A 19,364-nucleotide genomic window follows, 5' to 3' on the forward strand; every position below is an offset into this window, starting at 1 on the left:
GGCGGTGAACTTGTCGCAGCGTCGGAATGGCACGTGGCCCATGTCGGCCGCCCAGTCCGGGATCTGGTTTGCCCAGCAGCTGCATCCGGACAACCCCATGTACAACACAGGTGAATACGTGGTGATTCACGGCAGTGTGGATATAAAACAGTTCAAGCAGAGTGTTCGTCAAACCGTTTCGGAAGCGGAATCGTTAAATATGATTTACGGTGAGAACGAACATGGCCCATGGCAGTCGCTGAACCAGAATCATGACGATTGGCCGTTTCATGTACTGGATGTTCGTGGGGAACAGGACCCACATGCGGCGGCCATGGCGTGGATGCAGCGGGATCTGGCTTGTCCCGTCGATCTTGCAACAGGACCAGTATTTACCGAAGCGTTGTTCGAGGTAGATGAGGGATGCTTTTACTGGTACCAGCGTGTGCATCACATTGCCATAGATGGATATGGCGTTTCGCTAATTACCCGAAGGGTAGCAAGTTTGTATACGGCAAGGATACAAGGTGGAACCGCTGTGAAGACGCTGGGCACAGGGGCGTTCGGCCCGCTATCTTCCGTCATTCAGGAAGACGAAGCCTACCTTGAATCTTTAGATAGAGAGCGGGATCACAAGTTTTGGATGGAGCGGTACAAGGATGAACCGGACGTCGTAAGCCTGGGTGAGAAGGCATCACGCACAGCCGACTACTTCCTGCGGCAAAGTACTGAGCTCACGCAGCCCGATCGCGATCGTCTTCAGGCAGCAGCAGCCCGGTACGGGGTGACCTGGCCTGACCTGTTTATTGCGGCAGCAGCCATATATGTGCATCGAATCACCGGTACGACAGACGTGGTTCTGGCCTTGCCAGTGATGTGCAGGCTCGGCTCTGCATCCTTGCGTGTTCCAGGGATGGTTATGAACGTGCTTCCACTCCGGCTAAATGTCGAACCTGACATGCGTTTGTCTTCCTTGGCTGAACAGGTTGTGCAGGAGATTCGGGCTGTGCGTAAGCACCAACGTTATCGGCATCAGGATCTGCAGCGTGATCTGAAGCTGCTCGGAGAGAACCGCCGATTGTTTGGACCGATGATTAATGTCATGCCATTTCATCATGAGCTGAATTTCGCTGGGCAGCGCGGGATGATTCATAACTTGTCTACGGGTCCGGTGGATGACCTGTCCATTCATGTCGTTGACCAAGGGCATGGTCATGGACTTCGTATTGATTTTGACGCTAATCCTTCGGTCTACAGTGAATCGGAATTGCTGAGTCATCAGCTCCGTTATTTGCAGCTGCTCGATTTGATGATGCAGGAAGGGATAGAAGAGCAGTATGTCGGTCAAATGGAAGTGCTGCTTCCGACAGAACGTAATCAGGTACTGAAAGAATGGAATCAGACGGAGCACGCCGTGCCTGAACGGAATTCGGCAGCGATGTTCGAACAGCAGGTTCGGCGAACGCCTTCTGCCACGGCAGTAACGTTTGAAGGCGAATCTCTGACCTATGCCGAGCTGAATGAGCGTTCAAACCATCTGGCCCATGAGCTGATCCAGCATTATCAGGTGGGACCTGAGCAGATTGTAGCCATTGCTCTGCCACGTTCTCTGGAGGTTGTGGTTGCCATTCTGGCTGTTCATAAGACGGGAGCAGCATATCTGCCACTTGATCCTGATTACCCGGAAGAGAGACTGACTTACATGCTTGAGGATTCTAGTCCGGCATGTCTGGTCACGGTTAATCACAATCTGTCCGGTCTGCCGAAAATGACTGACGTTCCCCTGTTGGTCATGGATGATCCGGAAGTTGTGCTAGAAGTCAGTCGCCAGTCCGGGAGCAATCCAGAACCAGAGGATCTGACAAAAGCGGCGTCGCCGCTGAATCCCTCCTATGTTATCTATACTTCAGGCTCAACGGGTAAACCCAAGGGTGTGACGGTGACCCATCTGGGGCTGACGAATCTGCTGGAGGATATGAAGCCAAGACTGAAGGTTGGTCCGCAGGATCACTGGTTATCAGTCACTACGATTGCTTTTGACATTTCTGTTCTGGAAGTGTTTCTGCCCCTTACGACAGGAGCAAGGCTTGATCTGGCTCACAAAGAAACCATTCTTGATCCGGTGGCGCTAGCTGCCCAGATGAGAGGGCAAGGAACAACCATCATGCAAGCCACGCCAACATTGTGGCAATCTCTGGTGACCAGCAAGCCTGGCTCGTTCGATGGTCTGACGGTCATTACCGGTGGAGAGGCTCTCTCGGAGGAACTGAAGCTTTCTTTGCAGGAAATGGGCTGCCGGGTTAATAACCAGTACGGTCCGACGGAGACCACGATTTATTCCACAGCTGCCGCCATGGCGCTTGAATCAACGGGTAAACCGTCCATTGGCGGACCGGTTCGAAATACACAGCTGTATGTGCTGGATCAGGGTCTGAATCCTGTCCCTCCGGGAGTTGCCGGGGAACTGTATATCGCAGGGCATGGGCTGGCTCGCGGTTATTTGGGAAGACCTGATCTGACTGCCGAGCGGTTTGTAGCCAATCCGTTCGGGCAAGCAGGCAGCCGCATGTATCGAACAGGAGACTTGGCGAAGTGGCTGCCGGATGGTTCAATCGACTATCTGGGCCGGGCAGATCACCAGATCAAGATCAGGGGTTTCCGTATCGAATTGGGAGAGATTGAATCCGTGATTTCCAGATATCCGGGCGTAGCCCAGGTTACCGTGATGGCACGTGAGGATCAACCGGGAAATCAGCGGCTGGCAGCATATGTTGTTTCGGAATCCGCATATTTGCCGGGGGTGGATCTGTCCTCACTTCGGGCATATGTGGCAGATGAACTGCCGGATTACATGGTGCCGTCTGCATTCATGAACCTTTCCGAAATGCCGCTGACTCCCAATAAAAAGATTGATCGCAAGCAGCTTCCTGCTCCTTCCGTGCTGTCTCATGCGAATGGGCGAGAGGCGCGGACGCCTCAGGAGGAGATCCTATGCAGTCTGTTCGCTGAGATTCTGGGTGTTGCTCGGGTAGGTATTGACGATGATTTCTTCGAAATGGGTGGTCATTCCCTGCTTGCGGGTCGAATAACGGCTCGGATTCGGGATGTATTTGGCGCGGAGCTGAATATTGGCAGTGTATTTGAGTCACCGACTGCAGCAGGCCTCGCCAAGAGGCTGGATCAGGCGAAGTCAGTCAGACCCCTGATACAGCCTGTTCCACGCCAAGGTGACATTCCTCTCTCCTTCGCTCAGCGGCGTCTATGGTTCCTGTATTGTCTGGAAGGCCCAAATCCTACGTATAATATTCCGCTCGTGGCTAGGTTATCAGGGAAACTCGATGTACATGCGCTTCAAGCCGCGGTCCAGGATATTGTTGATCGTCATGAGACGTTGAGAACGCTATATCCGCCAGAGCTTGGTTCAGCAAGTCAAACCATTCTGGATGCAACGGACGTTCGCGTGGATCTCCATATAAGAGAAGCTGTGGAGGATCTGGATGAACTTTTGACGGAGGCTTCCCGTTACAGCTTCAAGCTCTCGAGTGAACCAGGCATTCGTGCCGAGCTGTTCTCATCAAGCGAGGACGAGCATGTGCTGTTGTTACTGCTTCATCATATTGCCGGAGATGGTTGGTCCCTGTCGCCGTTGATGCGAGACTTGTCTCGAGCATATAAGGCACGTGCTCAGGGATCAGCACCTTCCTGGGAACCTCTGCGCATTCAATATGCCGATTACGCGGTGTGGCAGGAGAGACTGCTTGGCGATGAAGGTCAACCGGACAGTCTGATTGCCAGGCAGCTTGAATTCTGGACACGTCATCTGGATGGCTTGCCGGAGCAAGTGACGTTTCCTGCCGATTATCCGCGTCCGGTTGTCTCCACCTACCGAGGCGGGACGATCCCTTTTACCATTCATCAGCAACTGCATGAGCAGCTTATGTCCATAGCTAGGGAAACCAAGGTCAGTCTCTTCATGGTGCTGCATACGGCATTGTCGGTCCTGCTTACACGTATGGGAGCGGGTACGGATATTGCGATTGGGACGCCAATTGCCGGACGAAGCGATGATGCACTTGACGAAGTGGTAGGTATGTTTATCAACACACTTGTGCTGCGTGCAGATACCTCAGGGGATCCCACGTTCCAGGAGCTGCTGGCGCGTGTGCGTGAGGTGGACTTGGCGGCTTACGAACATCAGGATCTGCCTTTTGAGCGCTTGGTTGAGGTGTTGAATCCGTCCAGATCGCGCTCCAAGCACCCGCTCTTCCAGGTAATGCTGGTTCTGCAAAATACGCCAGACATTCAGCTGGATCTGCCTGGTGCTGCATCGCAAACGAGTATGCACGGCGTAGGCTCCTCCAAATTCGATCTGACCCTGGAGTTCACTGAACAACGTGAGCATAACGGTTCTCCAGCAGGGATCGAAGGGGTGCTGGAATACAGCACGGACCTCTTCCGGGAGTCTACTGCGGCTGAACTTGTGGTTCGATTGATCCAGGTGCTGGAGGAGGCCGTACAGCAGACGGATGAGCGAATTAGCCGCTTTAATGTGATAACACCCACAGAGCGTACACATTTGGAGCAGGAATGCACGTTTACAGCGAATGAAGCATCTGAATCCAGGCTGACCATTGCCGAACGGTTTGAAATTCAGGCAGCGGTCAACCCGGATGCACCAGCCGTGAGCTTAGGGGAAACGGTCATTAGCTATAAAGAGCTCAATGCAAGAGCGAACAGGCTGGCAAGATTGCTGATCTCAGAAGGTGTAGCTCCCGAACAGATGGTTGCTCTGGCATTGCCCCGTTCCATTGATATGGTCGTCGGTATTCTGGCCGTGTTAAAAGCTGGCGCTGCCTATCTGCCAATTGATCCGAATTATCCATCGGATCGATTGACATATATGCTGACAGACGCAGTTCCGAGCGTGATGATTACGAATTCGGAAGTGGAGTCCCTGCTTCCTCTGATGGAAGCTGTACAATCTATGAACTTGGATGATTTACAAACGATGCAGAGGCTGGCTGTTCAGGATGAACGAAATCCGGCAGATGGTGAACGCAATGGACGTGTGTCTCATCTAAATCCGGCTTATATGATCTACACCTCGGGTTCGACCGGCAAACCCAAGGGAGTGGTTATCCCTCATGCCAATGTAATCCGGTTATTTGAGGCAACACAGCATTGGTTCCAGTTTGAAGCCAGTGATGTATGGACGTTATTTCATTCTTATGCTTTTGACTTCTCGGTCTGGGAAATTTGGGGCCCACTGCTCCATGGCGGCCGGCTTGTCGTTGTACCGCATGACATTAGTCGCTCTCCAGGGGCATTTCTGCAGCTTCTTGCCGAGCAAAAGGTAACGGTATTGAATCAGACGCCGTCGGCGTTCTACCAGCTGATGCAGGCAGATCGGGAACATCCGGAATGGGGACAGAAACTTGGACTTCGTTATGTGATCTTTGGAGGCGAGGCTCTTGAGCTTGGTCGTTTGGAAGATTGGTATGGACGCCACTCAGACGCTGCACCAAAACTGATTAATATGTATGGCATCACAGAGACCACGGTTCATGTCAGTTATCAGGAGCTGCATGCAGACAGCGTCGCGGAAGGAGCCAACAGCTGGATCGGCTGCGCCATTCCTGATCTTCGGGTATATGTACTGGATGATCATCTGCAGCCAGTGCCTGCAGGAGTAATAGGTGAGATGTACGTGGCCGGGGCAGGCCTTGCCCGAGGTTATTGGGGCAGACCGGATCTTACGGCAGAACGATTCGTTGCAGATCCCTATGGTCCGGCAGGAACCCGCATGTACCGGACGGGAGATTTGGCGAAAAGACTCCATGATGGTTCGCTGGATTATTTGGGCCGGGCCGATCAACAGGTGAAAATCCGTGGTTTTCGCATTGAGCTTGGCGAAATTGAAGCTGTACTCGTTCGACATTCCGATGTTGCTCAGGCTGCTGTCATTGTCCGCGAAGACCAGCCGGGAGATAAACGTCTTGTGGCGTATATTGTTCCAGCCTCGAAGACCGGTTCAGGACCCAAATCTGCTGCACTTCGTCGTCATGCGTCAGCAAGTCTCCCCGATTACATGGTTCCGTCTGCGTTTGTGACGATGGAGGGCATACCGCTCACCGCCAACGGCAAGCTGGATCGCAAAGCATTGCCTGTACCGGAAATGCAGTTGATTTCCGGTGGCCGGGCACCGCGTAACCCGCAAGAGCAGATTTTGTGTGATCTGTTTGCCGAAGTGTTGGGATTGCACAGTGTCAGTATTGATGATGGTTTCTTCGAACTGGGCGGACACTCCCTGCTTGCTGTTCGTCTGATGAGCCGTATTCGCGAGGCCATGGGCAAGGAGCCGGGGATTGGCATTTTGTTTGAAACGGCGACTGTTGCCGGACTGGCCGAGCGACTCGAAATGGATTCGGAGGTGGGAACAGGCTCACTTCAGGTGCTGCTGCCTCTTCGCACACACGGAGCGCATCTTCCCCTGTTCTGTGTCCATCCTGCAGGAGGGTTAAGCTGGTGTTATGCCGGATTGATGAAACATCTGGGTATGGAATACCCGATCTACGGATTGCAGGCTCGCGGGATTGCCGAGTACGAGACCCTTCCGGCTACGCTGGAGGACATGACTGCAGATTACATCCGCCATATTCGGTCGGTGCAGCCTGAGGGACCTTACCGCCTGCTGGGTTGGTCTCTTGGAGGCAACGTTGCTCAGGCCATGGCTGTGCAGCTTCAGTCCGAAGGAGAAGAGGTGGAGTTCCTGGCCATGTTGGACGCCTATCCAAGTCATTATCTCCCGATTCGCGGGGAACCGGATGAAGAGGAGGCTCTTACCGCTTTGCTCGCATTGGGTGGATATGATCCTGACAGTATTGGAGATGGTCCGCTGGATATGGCAACAGCCATGCGCATTCTGCGCAGTGAAGGCAGTGCACTGGCCAGTCTGGATGAAGAAACGATTATGAAGCTGCGGAAAACCTATGAAAATTCCGTGCGGATTCTGGGGGCTTACACGCCTTCCCGATTCGAAGGAGATCTGATCTTCTTCCGTTCAACCATTATTCCAGACTGGTTTGACCCCATTGATCCAGAGATGTGGGATGCCTATATTGGAGGCCGCATGGAACGGCATGATATTGCCTGCCGTCACAAGGATCTATGCCAGCCTGGACCACTGGCGGAAATATGCCAGACGCTTACAGCCAAGCTGGAAATGCTGAACCAGCCCCAAGTTCATCTTAAATAGGAGGATAAGCCGATGAGCAACCCTTTTGAACAAGAAGACAGCAATTATCTGGTATTAATCAATGAGGAGGGGCAATACTCGCTGTGGCCCGCATCCATTCAGGTCCCCGCAGGCTGGACTCAGATGCTGGGCAAGGCGAAACGCCGGGTATGTCTCGATTACATTGCCGAGCAGTGGACCGACCTGAAGCCTTTAAGTCTCTGTGATGAAACGGGTATGCCCGGGGTGGTTCAAGAGGCTGGCGGATGAGGCTTAGACTCCACCCCAAGGCGATTGTCAGTATCGTCTACGTCCTATCGATGTTTATGGTCGCCATGGATGGGGACGGTGCTGAAAGACCCTTTTATCACCAGACTCGTCGGTGCAAACGAAGGTTAGTTATCTGGCACTGGCAGCGGATCTAGTAAATGCATACCAAAAACCCCTGGCTAATTTGCCAGGGGTTTTGTCATTTCTAGATTATTGCTATTTAATATCTACAAGATAATTTCTAAAATATCGTTATTGCTAGTTACTTAAAAAACATTCATTGAATTATACTGCTTGAGCAATGATTTGGCTTCTTTCCAAGACCGCTTGAGACTCACCATTTGCAGGCCGGTAGCCTTTTTCAAGCAATTCTTTGATATAAATTTTGTTGTAAACGAATGAGAATACAATCCCGCTAACCCAGGCCCCGATACCGAAAGTGAAGGCTCCGAGAGCAGCTGCGATTAAAAACATAATAACAGCCCATTTTAAATCACCACGGAACAGAGCAGGGAGAAACCCGAAAAATAATGTTGTCCAGCTAAAACCAACTTTGACGTTTTTGGTCACACCGGCACTGTTTTGCAAAAAGATATGCATTTGTCCACTTCCTTCTAAAATAATGAATCGGAGAGAGAATCGAGGATCAACAAAGTATGTAAGTTAGAATCTAGTTATAAAAGCCTGATCTGTTTGACCTATGTCTCGTCCAAGTGGTTCTATAGTACCATTAAATGGACAAGGTGTTAATCTTTTTTTTTTGAAAATTTTGTTTTAAAAGGGGAAATGTATTATTTAATGAAAATTAAAAAAGAAGGAAGGGATTGATTTCCCTCCTTCACAGGAAAGTATGATATAGCTCTTCGATGGTAATCACATCAGGTTGAGTGGGGAGTTCCATTTCTGTGGAACAGGCAGCTGCCAGCATATGACCCTCATCCAGACGCTGGCTGAGAAAACGATAGGCTGTGGCTTCGGCACAATGCCAGATTCCTTCGCTGCTGCGCACCATGGAAAAGGAGTCCAGCGGCATGGATAATCCCATGCCAACAGCTTTGATATAGCTTTCTTTCAGCGTCCACAGTCGATAAAAGGTTTCCATCTGTTGTTCTGCGGGCTCTGCTGCCAGATGGCGGCTCTCCCTTGGCGAGAAGAAGCGTTCTGCAATTTTCATGTCGATCGGCGCTATTTTCTCCACATCCACGCCCAGTGAATTGCTGCCTCCCGAGATCATTGCGACCCAATCACCGGAATGTGATAGATTGAAGGGCAGGTCAGGATGGCTGGTGAGGGATGGTTTGCCGTAGGTATTACGAGTAAAAGAAAGTTCGTCAGGCCTTCTTCCCGTCAACTTCCCCAGAGACACACGAGCTAAAACCTCACCCAATACAGAACGATAGCCATCTGCCTGATGTATAAAACGCGAAGCCTGCTGCCGCCGCTCATCCGAAACGAGTGACAGGAAGGTATCCCAATATTGCTTTGATATTTCTGCGGGAATACGCAGAATTTGAATAGTTATCATCATTTATCACCTGACGATATATTCGGCACGTATTGTGAACTTCCCTTTTTATCCATCTGTTCCCTCATCCACCCTCTGTTCTTCTTAAACCGATTGCGTTCTCTTCCACACCTCATGTACAGTTCGAATGCGGTCCCACATCTCTCTGCGTTCCAGTTCACTGTATCGTACAAGCGGTTCATGGAAGGTCGCCTCCAATAAGTCTCTCCACTCCGTATAGCTCTGGATCTCGGTCTTTTTAATACCTTCGGAACTATGGGTTCGCAGCATACATCCGCGCAGTTCGCTGCTAACTACAGCGTCTCTTTGACGAAGAAGGAAAACGTTGTGCCAGGGCGACTCCGCAGATCGACTATAGAATTCATGTTTTGGGATGAACTCATCCAGGGTGTTAACCACTTCTGGGGCATAGTCGACGCCCTCACTGGGTCCATTCGGTTCATATTCGAGACGCCATCCCCCAGAAGCAACAGCAGAAGATGTTAGGTTGTAGGTAAAGGGTGCTGCACCGTAGGCTCCAAAACGAAGTGGCAGAGGTTCGAATGGCATGCCGCCCAGACCAACATCCACAATCCAGTGCGTAGCCTCCGATTCAGTCTCCGGCAGAAGTACAGACAGCCCAAGATGGAACGAGTTCACTCGCGGCTGCTCGCCATGGGGCTGGACTCCGGCCCGGTGCCACTGTACGGCATAGCCAAGTGAACGAAGAAGGATGCTGAATGCACCGTTCAGATGAAAACAATATCCGCTGCGTCCTTGCAGAATAAGTTGGACTGAATCCGCAGGATGTATACCCTCCGGATGTCCAGCAAAAATATCTATCGTTTGCCAAGAGAGATACTGTACGTGTGCACGATGGAGTTCGGACAAAAATTCCAGTGTTGGTGGCTTAATATGATTAATGCCGATCCTTTTCAGATAGGACATCAGATCCGAATGTGCCAATGTGTTCAAGCAGAATCACCCCCATCAATTCATTGGCCACTGTAAAAGGCAAGCAGCTGGCCATGAGTTTATTGTAGGAGCGGAAGGATCAAAAGGATACGTAAAATTGCCTTGATTGTATCGGTACAGTTATATGGCGAAGAACGTAAATGAACGAGGGATGAATTTCTTTTTCTCGGGTATGTTAACCGTTTGGAGTGGATATAGGTTAGAATATAGATAGAAAGCAGGATTAGGAGATGGAAAAATGGCTAATGATGAAGTGATTTTGACACAGGAAGGCTTGGAAAAGCTGGAGGACGAACTGAGGGAATTGAAGACGGTGAAGCGTAAAGAGTTGGCCGAGCGTCTGAAGCTTGCGATCAGTTACGGGGACCTGAAGGAAAATAGTGAGTATCATTCAGCCAAAGATGATCAGGCATTTATGGAAACCCGCATTTTGATTCTGGAGAAGATGCTGACCAAGGCAAGAGTCATTACTTCGGATAATGTGGATTCCAACAAAGTAAGCATTGGCTCAACAGTGCTGCTTAATGATATTGAATTTGCAGAAAAGATTGAATACCAAGTGGTCGGCCCAGCCGAAGCCGATGTTGCGAACAACAAGATTTCCTACGAAAGCCCGCTCGGCAAGGAAATTATGGGCAAAGAAGTGGGCAGCGTCATTCATGTAAATGCGCCGATGGGCGTCATTAAATATGAGTTGCTTGAGATTAAATCGCTCTAAATGAAGATTGGAGAAGGGTTACGTTGCCGCCATGGGTTTGGCAAGCGTAATCCTTTTTTTGTGCCTGTAAATGGTAATCTGGAGAGTTAGATGAAGTCTTCATGACTTACAGGATTGGCCTTAGGGTTGGAGGGTTCACATTTGTCCCATACTGTAATGGAGGTGGAATGCAGAATAAGAATCTATCTGATACTAGATGTAAATAAATAACATTTCGATAAATTTCGATTTTCGAATGACCTGACACGAGGACTGTTATATAATAACGGGAAAACTTTAGAACAGATGGAGTAGATACGATGAATTTTAGTAAGCCAAACCTGGAGCAAAACAATACTGGCAAAGGTGAGCGCTTCTCGCGCGCCGGGTTTATTCTAGCCGCCATCGGTAGTTCGGTCGGTCTGGGGAACATGTGGAAATTCCCGTATATTACGGGAGAAAACGGGGGAGCTGCGTTTTTCCTGCTCTTCATCGTGTGTCTGCTGCTTATTGGTCTGCCTGTTCTCCTTGCGGAACTTGCCATTGGACGAAGTGGCAGAGGGAGTGCGGCTACGGCCTTTATTAAGGCTGGTGGACATAAGGGCTGGCTTGCGGCAGGCTTATTGCAAGTACTGACGCCGTTTATCATCCTTTCCTTTTACGTCATCATTGCGGGCTGGACGCTGCAATATGCAATTACGTCTTTCAGCGGCACCCTTTATAACAATTCGGATTATGCGGGACAGTTCGGTGACTTTGTAGGCGGCTATATGCCGATTGTGTGGCAGCTGGTTGCCGTTCTGATTACGGGCTGGATTGTTGCCAAAGGGGTATCCAACGGTATTGAGAAGTTCAATAAGGTACTGATTCCGGCGATGCTCGGCCTGCTCATTATCCTGATGATCCGTGCGGTAACCCTGCCGGGAGCTGGTGCAGGAGTTTCCTTTTTCCTGAATCCTGACTTCTCGCAGCTGACGACTGAATCGGCGCTTGTTGCCCTTGGGCATGCCTTTTTCTCCCTGTCACTGGGGATGGGTATTCTCATAACATATGGTTCGTATGTGGATAAAAATCAATCACTCGGTGCGGCAACTGTCGCTGTCGGTGTGGGTGACCTGATCTATGCATTCATCGCCGGTCTGATTATTTTCCCAACGACCTTTTCGTTTGGCATTGCACCGGACCAGGGGCCGTCGCTCATCTTTGTAGCTCTTCCGGCTGCTTTCTCGGCGATGCCGCTTGGGTTCCTGTTCGGCGGACTATTCTTCATCCTGCTGGCTATCGCGGCCATGACATCGGCGGTATCCTTGCTGGAAGTCCCGGTTAAATATTTCATGGAACGTCTGTCCTGGAGCAGAAGCCGTGCGGTATGGATTATCTCACTAGCTGTCTTTATCGTAGGTCTTCCTTCCGTTCTATCCCTTGGTCTGCTGCCTGAATGGACGATTGGCTCGAAGAGTGTGTTTGACTGGATGGACTTCATGGCATCCAATATCATGCTTCCGGTAGGTGGCTTGCTGGTTACCATTTTTGCCGGATACTTCTGGAAAACGGCAGCGGAGGCTTCCGGTCTGAATGCAGGCTGGTTCCGGATCTGGCTGTTCATGCTGCGTTACGTGGCACCCATCCTCGTCGTTCTCGTTCTGCTGCACACATCGGGAATCATCCACTTCTAAGCATGAAGATCGGGTAGGGATGAACGTTGTCCATTGTGCAGATTTGCCATAGATAAAACCTCTTGGAAGAAATGCAAAAGCCCTTGTGTTCCCTCGTTAATTTTGGGACAATACAGAGTAGAGGTTTTTTGATAAGACCGATAAGCCATATGCTTTTTTGCGAAAAGAGGACTATACAATGAACAAATCATCCATATATGGATTAACATTAGAGCAACTGCGTTCCTGGCTGCCGGAGCACGGGCAGAAGAAATCCCGTGCTTCCCGCATCTGGGAATGGCTGTATCAGGAGCGAGTACATGATTTCCCCGCGATGTCCGATGTCCGTCAGGAATGTTTGGATGTTCTCTCGGAGCACTTCACCATGAACTCGCTGAGTGAACATGTGAAGCAGGAGTCGGCAGACGGTACAGTGAAATTTCTGCTGCGGATGCAGGACGGCAACCTGATTGAGACCGTATTGATGCGGCAGAAATACGGACTTACCGTATGTGTAACCACCCAAGTGGGCTGTAATATCGGCTGCAGCTTCTGTGCGAGCGGGTTGATCAAGAAAAGCCGTGACTTGTCCGCTGGCGAAATTGTGGAACAGATCATGCATGTGCAGCGATATCTCGATGCAGCTGGTCAAGGCGAACGGGTGACGAACGTTGTCGTGATGGGCATTGGCGAACCGTTTGACAATTTCCAGAACATGAGTGACTTCATCGAAGTCATCAAGGATCGCAAAGGACTGGCGCTTGCCGCCAAACGGATTACCGTCTCCACGAGTGGTCTGCCTGACAAGATCAAGGAATTTGCAGACAGCAGTTTGCAGGTCAACCTGGCGATCTCCTTACACGCACCGAATAACGAACTGCGCACCCACATCATGAAGATCAACCGGGCCTTCCCGATTGAACAGCTGATGGACGCAGTTGATTATTATCTGGCTACCACAAACAAACGCATCATGTTCGAATATATTCTGCTTCGTGATGTTAATGATCAGCGGGAGCATGCGGCTGAGCTGGCTGAACTGCTGTCCAGCCGTAAAAGTATGGTCAGCGTGAATCTGATCCCATACAATCCGGTCGATGAGCACAGTCAATATCAGCGGAGTACGGAAGAATCCATTTTGGGCTTCTATGATACACTCAAGAAAAATAACATCAACGCAACTGTACGCATGGAACATGGTACCGATATCGATGCCGCCTGCGGGCAATTGCGCAGCAAACAGATGAAAAATAATGCCGCTGAATCCCAGCCGGGCCGTCTGGCACTGGGATAACCGATTCTTGAAATGAGTTTACGGCACGGTAAAGCATAAGCAGACAAAAACGCCTCCGTATCTCACTGAGAAGTGAGTGCAGAGGCGTTTTTTGATATCTATTTCAGCATTTTGGTCATCAACAGATGAGGAATGCCATCTTCCATAAACACGTCTGAGGCTGCCGCATAACCAAGACGCTCGTAGAACCCGGAGGCTTGTACCTGGGCGTGCAGCTTGGCCTTCTCAAGCCCCTGACCCAGTGCCATTTGTTCCAGTTTGTCGATCAGCACCCGGCCGAGGCCGTGTTTGCGGTAATCCAGCATTACGCAGATCCGTTCCAGCTTGGCAACATTCTCGACCACACGCAGCCTGGAGGATGCGGCGGGTACACCGTCCACGTAAACTAGAATATGGCGGGCTTCCGTGCCCAGCGCATCATACGCATCAAATTCATCTTCTGCAGGAACCCCCTGTTCTTCCACAAAGATGGCGGTGCGGATTGCGAAGCAAGCGTCGAGCAATTCCTGGTTATCAACTTCAACAACGGTGGTATTCATGAATGTTCTCCTTTGGCCGATAGTAATGTCTTCAGGCATGATAAACTGGTACAAAAGCAAAATAGGATACTCCAAAATGATAAGGTCATTATAGTTCATTTTTAAGATGAATTAAATGTAGTTATATCACTAATTATGTTGCGAATGCAACAAAAATGATAAGAGGGCGTGCGTACAATGACTGAGAAAAAAGAAGTGCTGCGCGAGATTGGCATGATAGCGCGCTGTTTGGATTCCATCAGCAATGTCGAATTTCAACATCTGAACCTCTCCCGTGGACAGTATCTGTATCTGTATCGCATATGCGAAAACCCTGGCATCATTCCCAACCAGCTGGCTGAATTGATCAAAGTGGACCGGACCACAGCAGCCAGAGCGATCAGCAAGCTGGAATCGGATGGCTTTATCGTCAAGAAGGCGGCATTGGGTAATAAGAAGAACAAGCAATTATATCCAACGGAGGCTGGGCTCGACGCATGGGCCTTCATTCGAAGAGAAGGTGTGCACTCCGATCAGGTTGCACTGGAGGGACTGACAGAAGAAGAGATTCAGCTGGCCGTTAATCTTCTGCGCCGGATGCGTCACAATATTGAAGTTGACTGGAAGTTTGTCAAAAAGGGCGGCCGCCGGGCCTACATGAATGAGTTCGAATGAGCAGACCCCACATCCTTGATCCCTACATCCCAGACCTTAGCCGATCTCATTTCAAGGAGAAGAATGGTTTCTCCACAGATTTAATAGCACAGGAGGAAATCATGAAGAGCATCAAGCGAAGAAGATGGACATGGCCAGTCGTGATACTCGTTGCTGCAGCAAGCATTGGAGCCTTGTCTTTCCTGTTCCTGAAGGAGAGGTTCGTGATGAACGAAATATCCCCTACGGTTTCATTTGTCCAGAATCATATGACCAATCCGAACGGTACACTGGCTTCCTATTTGCAGGATGCTGCTTCCGAGCAAGCTGATATTGTTGCCGGCAGAGAGGCCTTGTCGGAATCACTTGGGTTGTGGATGCAATACGCGGTTGCCAAGAATGATCAGACATTATTTGAACAGAGTTATGAACTGCTGACGACCTATTTCCTGATGCCTCAGAAATATATTGCCTGGAAGCTGGGTACGGAGGGGAAAGCTCATGTGACCACCAATGCGTTGGGTGATGATTTTCGAATTGTAGACGCCTTATTGAAGGCTGCAGACCAATGGGAGCAGGGCAGAGAAGCAAAATTGGCCATCGCCGCCGAAATATCCCGTACCTTGAATCAATCGGTTCAGAATGAAGGGTATTTTGTTGATTTCCATGATTTCAAAGGCGGGTATTCTCCGGATACATTAAGTTTGGTATATGTAGATTTGCCGGCACTCCAACAGATGGAACAACATGAAATGCTGCAGTCCGGGACGTACGCGAAATACGAGTATCTGCTCAAAAGCATGCCGGACGACGGAGTATTTTATCCCAAAACGTTCAACGTTGTAACCAAAGCGTATACATATGACGACAAGGTAAACCTGATCGATCAGCTCATCGTGGCGAATCATTTAACCTCGACAAATCGGAAACCGGACAAGCTTATTGCTTTTCTGAAAAAGGAATTCGAAACCCGTCATCAGTTGCCTGGACAGTATGAACGTATCAATCGTACACCTGGTGTAGCCTATGAATCGCCCTCCGTTTATGGACTTGCCATATTGCTTGCTGTACGGACAGGTGATCCCAAATGGGCCAAACAGCTGTATAACCATATGATCGCCATGCGCGGTCAGGATCCGAATTATCCAGGTGGATATGTATTCGAAGGGAATACCCATATGTTCGATAATCTGTTCCCCCTGCTTGGAGAGACAGAATTACGAAAGTTCCTGAAAAAGTAATCATTCTGTCATTTTATATGGGTATAGATATGGTAGGATACAAATGTCTATCTATGTCATAATTTGGCGGAAATACGTGGGGACATAACTTAACTTAAAACATCGGAGAGAAGGAAACTATGAGGAACAAAGCACCTATTCGTCGGATCGCATGGGGATATGCCAGTCTGATCGGATTAGCAGTAATTCAGCAGCTCGTCATCTATCTTAAAATTTACATGAATCAGAGCTTCACCACACTGGACGTCATATTTAGCATTGTGTCACTTGGCGCGCTGGTCCTTGGCTTTGTGATCCCTGTCGGGGTGTCTGTCGTCGCCGGGTTCGTATACCTGGTTTCTTACTTTGTATGGCTTGTGACCTATGCCGATGTGAGTGTGCTCACGTTTTCGTGGTGGCTGCTCATACCAGCCAATGTGGCAGTTGCTGCTTTTATTAAAGCAAGCTTGGTCCGCAGTGCCCGTGTCATGGAGCGGCTTCAGGAGCTGCAGGACCGCAATCCGGAGCTCGATCTGGATACCACCCTTGGCAATAAAGAGGCCCTTGCAGATACCGTTATTAAGCAAAGTAACCTGGCAAGAAGGTACTCCGAGCAGTATGGATTCAGCATGGCCATGTTCAAGATTGAATTTTTGCCACTGGTTCTGGAATCACTTGGATCTGTTCGGTATGCGCAGTTTCTGCTCGAGTTGTCGAATACCATCCAGAAGCAAATTCGGTTCGAGGATTATAAATTTTTTGTAGATCGTGGACGATTCGTCATTCTCTGTCCGATGACCAATGTGGAGTATTTGCCTGTGCTTACAGAGCGGATCAAAAAAGCCATGATGGACCTGCAATCTATAGATAAAAAGGGAAATGAGCTGCAGACGGTCATTCGATCAGGCGCTCTTGTTTTTCAGAAGGAACAGTTCAGCAAATATGAGGATATTGATGCCGTTATTGCTGCCCTTGAACGGAACACAGAGACAGATCTCATTGGAGAATACATCTAGATGCAGGAGGAGGCGTAGTCCAGTGAATTATTTAACATGGTTTGTTCCGCTCTGCATTATCGTCAGCAGTTTCTTTACGATTACTATACTTATCTTAACCGTTGCAACGCTGCGTTTTCGAGGCAAAATCAACAGGAAATACGATCGGAGGAAGTTGAATGGCTGATTTCCTGCTGTTGATGTCCATTCTTAGTATATGGATATCCGTTACTGAATCTATCGTTATCATGGCCGGGGCTATTCGGTTCATTAACAAACAAGAGAAAAAGGGGATCCAAATTCCTGAGAATATGGATCATTACCCGACAGTAACGGTTATGGTGCCTGCACATAATGAGGGACTCGTTATTGTTTCTACCGTTGAGCATATCTTACGCTTGAATTATCCGGAACATAAAGTTCAAGTCATTGTTATTGCAGATAATTGTACGGACGATACAGCAGAACGGCTTAAGGCTCTTAAAGCGAAGAGTAGTTATGCTGACCGGGATTTTACGATCCTGGAGCGTAAAGGTATAGGGGGGAAATCCGGAGCTCTGAATGATGGTCTCGAACTGGCCTGGGGGGAATGGATCTGCATTTATGATGCAGACGCCGCTCCTGAACGGAATGCATTAATGTTTCTGACACAGAAAGCTCTGGAGAATCCGGAGAAGCATGGCGCTGTATTTGGACGCAACAAGGCTCGCAACCGGGGGCAGAATTTCCTCTCCAGATGTATCAATCTGGAGCTTGTAACAGTTCAACGTGTCCATCACACGGGGTTATGGGAGTTATTTAAACTAGGAACCATTCCAGGCACCAACTATATCATCAAGGCAAATCTGATCCGTGAAATTGGTGGATGGGATCCGGATGCCATTACAGAGGATACCGCGGTATCGTTCGATATCCTTACCCGTGGTCAGCTTATTGCGCTAGCGCCCCAAGCAGAGGCCTATCAACAGGAGCCAGAGCAGCTGAAGGTTTATATGAAACAACGCGAACGCTGGTCCAAGGGGAATTATCAGGTTGTTATTGATAATATTAAGCATCTGTTCGACCGTACGAGTTGGAGAATTAAACTGCATGTCCTGTACTATGCTGCGAGTTATTTCTGGTTTATGATCGCCATTATTGTTTCGGATATCATCTTTGTCTCTAACCTTGTATATCAGGTTATCGCATTGTTTAATCCCAATGTCATTTCTCCATTCCAGTTTTCAGGAGACGTATATGTGTACCTTGTTATTGCTTGGGCACTTATGTATTACATTTATGTTCTGCAAATTAACCTTGCACTTTCAGCGGATATTGGACAGAGCAATACTCAAAACTTTATTGTGGCTTGTCTTTCCTATTTCACATATGCCCAGCTGTTTCTGGTCATCTCCGTTAAGGCGTTTGTTTCTCTCATTGGGGATAAACTGTTCCGTAGAGAAACCAAATGGTACAAAACGCAGCGATTCGGCTGAGTTCACTCCTATATGCAAGAGGCTGTTTTCTGATCTGTCCAGAAGCAGCCTTTTTGGTTATGGTAGAACACTTGGACAATAGGTATAATCTCTTTCGGAGAATAGAAACGGAGGGTTGTGCAATGAGTGAACGGGGATCGGATTTTTATGATCAAGAGGCTAACTTCGAGAAGTATATGGAACGCCGCCAATGGCAGGAGAATGCCAACGATACATTGGAAAAGCCCGTCATGCTGGAGCTGATCGGAGACGTAGCAGGCAAAAGCATTCTTGATCTGGGCTGCGGAGATGCGAGATTTGGGGCTGAATTGCTTGATTCAGATCATCGAGGTGCGAAGTACACTGGTATTGAGGGTTCGAAAAATATGCTCCGTACAGCTCAGGAAACAGTCAAGGGCATGAATGCGCAGATTGAGCATGCATTTATGGAAGATTGGACGTATCCAGCGAATCAATATGATCTGGCTATATCCAGATTGGCTATCCATTACATAGAGGATACGGATACTTTGTTCCGCAGCATATACAGCGCATTGAAAGACAATGGAAGATTCGTGTTTTCAGTGGAACATCCGGTCATTACATCCACTTTGCAGCCCTCCGGGACGCGAACCAATTGGATTGTTGATCAGTATTTTGTGGAGGGATATCGTGAGCAGCAATGGCTCGGGGGTTCCGTGAAAAAGATGCACCGCTCCATTGAATCATATTATATGGCCTTACAAAAGGCGGGGTTCCACGTGGAGCATTTGCGAGAGTCTACACCACAGCGCCAATATTTCGTGAATGAGGAAACCTATCTGCGCAGACAGCGAATTCCGCTGTTTTTATTCCTATCTGCACGTAAATAACACACAGCAGGCTGTGGATAGATCTAATAACACAAATCAGCCC

General features: G+C 49.2%; 16 protein-coding genes. 12 read left to right on the top strand and 4 right to left on the bottom strand.

What is annotated here, in order from left to right:
• Window positions 1-40: 40 nt before the first annotated feature.
• Genes AAIH57_RS20660 through AAIH57_RS20670 form a run of 3 tightly spaced genes read left to right on the top strand, consistent with a single transcriptional unit; the run spans window position 41 to window position 7,638 of the window.
• A complete protein-coding gene (locus AAIH57_RS20660; protein ID WP_430023107.1) occupies window positions 41-7,234 on the top strand; it encodes an amino acid adenylation domain-containing protein in 7,194 nt (2,397 codons plus the stop codon).
• A gap of 12 nt (window positions 7,235-7,246) precedes the next feature.
• The gene (locus AAIH57_RS20665; protein ID WP_175396943.1) at window positions 7,247-7,483 is read left to right on the top strand and encodes an MbtH family protein; all 237 of its coding nucleotides are present in this window, start codon (window positions 7,247-7,249) and stop codon (window positions 7,481-7,483) included.
• Complete coding sequence (locus AAIH57_RS20670) at window positions 7,480-7,638, top strand: hypothetical protein (RefSeq protein WP_430022840.1); 159 nt, start codon at window positions 7,480-7,482, stop codon at window positions 7,636-7,638. Before AAIH57_RS20665 ends, AAIH57_RS20670 begins: the two co-directional genes overlap by 4 nt.
• Before the next feature lie 130 nt (window positions 7,639-7,768).
• Here the strand turns inward: AAIH57_RS20670 and AAIH57_RS20675 are convergent, their stop codons facing one another.
• The 3 genes from AAIH57_RS20675 to AAIH57_RS20685 form a co-directional block, all read right to left on the bottom strand.
• Window positions 7,769-8,083 carry a DUF2628 domain-containing protein gene (locus tag AAIH57_RS20675; protein ID WP_175396941.1) on the bottom strand — a complete coding sequence of 105 codons (315 nt, stop codon included), beginning with the start codon at window positions 8,081-8,083 and terminating at the stop codon, window positions 7,769-7,771.
• 238 nt (window positions 8,084-8,321) lie between these two features.
• The gene (locus AAIH57_RS20680; RefSeq protein ID WP_430022841.1) at window positions 8,322-9,008 is read right to left on the bottom strand and encodes a 4'-phosphopantetheinyl transferase family protein; all 687 of its coding nucleotides are present in this window, start codon (window positions 9,006-9,008) and stop codon (window positions 8,322-8,324) included.
• An 84-nt stretch (window positions 9,009-9,092) separates the two neighbouring features.
• A complete protein-coding gene (locus tag AAIH57_RS20685) occupies window positions 9,093-9,962 on the bottom strand; it encodes an arylamine N-acetyltransferase family protein (protein WP_430022842.1) in 870 nt (289 codons plus the stop codon).
• Between the two features lie 238 nt (window positions 9,963-10,200).
• Between AAIH57_RS20685 and greA the strand changes: the two genes are divergently transcribed.
• The 3 genes from greA to rlmN all read left to right on the top strand — a co-directional run bounded on the left by greA (window position 10,201) and on the right by rlmN (window position 13,608).
• Complete coding sequence (gene greA, locus AAIH57_RS20690; protein WP_175396939.1) at window positions 10,201-10,680, top strand: transcription elongation factor GreA; 480 nt, start codon at window positions 10,201-10,203, stop codon at window positions 10,678-10,680.
• Window positions 10,681-10,979: 299 nt separating this feature from the next.
• Complete coding sequence (locus AAIH57_RS20695; RefSeq protein ID WP_430022843.1) at window positions 10,980-12,335, top strand: sodium-dependent transporter; 1,356 nt, start codon at window positions 10,980-10,982, stop codon at window positions 12,333-12,335.
• Between the two features lie 178 nt (window positions 12,336-12,513).
• The gene (gene rlmN, locus AAIH57_RS20700) at window positions 12,514-13,608 is read left to right on the top strand and encodes a 23S rRNA (adenine(2503)-C(2))-methyltransferase RlmN (protein WP_175396937.1); all 1,095 of its coding nucleotides are present in this window, start codon (window positions 12,514-12,516) and stop codon (window positions 13,606-13,608) included.
• 98 nt (window positions 13,609-13,706) lie between these two features.
• On the opposite strand, the gene AAIH57_RS20705 is transcribed toward rlmN, so the two are convergent.
• The gene (locus AAIH57_RS20705; protein WP_175396936.1) at window positions 13,707-14,147 is read right to left on the bottom strand and encodes a GNAT family N-acetyltransferase; all 441 of its coding nucleotides are present in this window, start codon (window positions 14,145-14,147) and stop codon (window positions 13,707-13,709) included.
• A 177-nt stretch (window positions 14,148-14,324) separates the two neighbouring features.
• Here AAIH57_RS20705 and AAIH57_RS20710 point away from each other — a divergent pair, with 177 nt between their 5' ends.
• The 6 genes from AAIH57_RS20710 to AAIH57_RS20735 all read left to right on the top strand — a co-directional run bounded on the left by AAIH57_RS20710 (window position 14,325) and on the right by AAIH57_RS20735 (window position 19,321).
• On the top strand, window positions 14,325-14,801 hold the full coding sequence (locus AAIH57_RS20710) for a MarR family winged helix-turn-helix transcriptional regulator (protein ID WP_175396935.1): 477 nt from the start codon (window positions 14,325-14,327) through the stop codon (window positions 14,799-14,801).
• 101 nt (window positions 14,802-14,902) lie between these two features.
• Window positions 14,903-16,021 (top strand): glycosyl hydrolase, encoded by a 1,119-nt coding sequence (locus AAIH57_RS20715; RefSeq protein WP_430022844.1) that lies wholly within the window; start codon window positions 14,903-14,905, stop codon window positions 16,019-16,021.
• 119 nt (window positions 16,022-16,140) lie between these two features.
• A complete protein-coding gene (locus AAIH57_RS20720; protein WP_430022845.1) occupies window positions 16,141-17,016 on the top strand; it encodes a diguanylate cyclase domain-containing protein in 876 nt (291 codons plus the stop codon).
• Between the two features lie 22 nt (window positions 17,017-17,038).
• Window positions 17,039-17,182, top strand: a complete 144-nt coding sequence (locus AAIH57_RS20725) for a hypothetical protein (RefSeq protein WP_167301716.1) — start codon at window positions 17,039-17,041, stop codon at window positions 17,180-17,182.
• Window positions 17,175-18,470, top strand: coding sequence for a glycosyltransferase family 2 protein (locus tag AAIH57_RS20730; RefSeq protein WP_413036446.1), 1,296 nt, complete (start codon window positions 17,175-17,177; stop codon window positions 18,468-18,470). The genes AAIH57_RS20725 and AAIH57_RS20730 overlap by 8 nt, the downstream gene beginning before the upstream one ends.
• Window positions 18,471-18,592: 122 nt before the next feature.
• Window positions 18,593-19,321, top strand: a complete 729-nt coding sequence (locus tag AAIH57_RS20735; protein ID WP_430022846.1) for a class I SAM-dependent methyltransferase — start codon at window positions 18,593-18,595, stop codon at window positions 19,319-19,321.
• Window positions 19,322-19,364: the final 43 nt, after the last annotated feature.

The sequence above is a fragment of the Paenibacillus sp. MABNR03 genome, assembly GCF_050455445.1.
Classification (GTDB): domain Bacteria; phylum Bacillota; class Bacilli; order Paenibacillales; family Paenibacillaceae; genus Paenibacillus; species Paenibacillus xylanilyticus.

Bases quoted from the DNA above. Each gene is read 5' to 3' on its own strand.
- AAIH57_RS20665 (WP_175396943.1), top strand. From the start codon at position 7,247: ATGAGCAACCCTTTTGAACAAGAAGACAGCAATTATCTGGTATTAATC.
- AAIH57_RS20730 (WP_413036446.1), top strand. From the start codon at position 17,175: ATGGCTGATTTCCTGCTGTTGATGTCCATTCTTAGTATATGGATATCC.
- AAIH57_RS20675 (WP_175396941.1), bottom strand. From the start codon at position 8,083: ATGCATATCTTTTTGCAAAACAGTGCCGGTGTGACCAAAAACGTCAAA.
- AAIH57_RS20660 (WP_430023107.1), top strand. From the start codon at position 41: ATGTCGGCCGCCCAGTCCGGGATCTGGTTTGCCCAGCAGCTGCATCCG.
- greA (WP_175396939.1), top strand. From the start codon at position 10,201: ATGGCTAATGATGAAGTGATTTTGACACAGGAAGGCTTGGAAAAGCTG.
- AAIH57_RS20710 (WP_175396935.1), top strand. From the start codon at position 14,325: ATGACTGAGAAAAAAGAAGTGCTGCGCGAGATTGGCATGATAGCGCGC.
- AAIH57_RS20670 (WP_430022840.1), top strand. From the start codon at position 7,480: ATGAGGCTTAGACTCCACCCCAAGGCGATTGTCAGTATCGTCTACGTC.
- AAIH57_RS20680 (WP_430022841.1), bottom strand. From the start codon at position 9,008: ATGATAACTATTCAAATTCTGCGTATTCCCGCAGAAATATCAAAGCAA.
- AAIH57_RS20695 (WP_430022843.1), top strand. From the start codon at position 10,980: ATGAATTTTAGTAAGCCAAACCTGGAGCAAAACAATACTGGCAAAGGT.
- AAIH57_RS20705 (WP_175396936.1), bottom strand. From the start codon at position 14,147: ATGAATACCACCGTTGTTGAAGTTGATAACCAGGAATTGCTCGACGCT.
- rlmN (WP_175396937.1), top strand. From the start codon at position 12,514: ATGAACAAATCATCCATATATGGATTAACATTAGAGCAACTGCGTTCC.
- AAIH57_RS20720 (WP_430022845.1), top strand. From the start codon at position 16,141: ATGAGGAACAAAGCACCTATTCGTCGGATCGCATGGGGATATGCCAGT.
- AAIH57_RS20715 (WP_430022844.1), top strand. From the start codon at position 14,903: ATGAAGAGCATCAAGCGAAGAAGATGGACATGGCCAGTCGTGATACTC.
- AAIH57_RS20735 (WP_430022846.1), top strand. From the start codon at position 18,593: ATGAGTGAACGGGGATCGGATTTTTATGATCAAGAGGCTAACTTCGAG.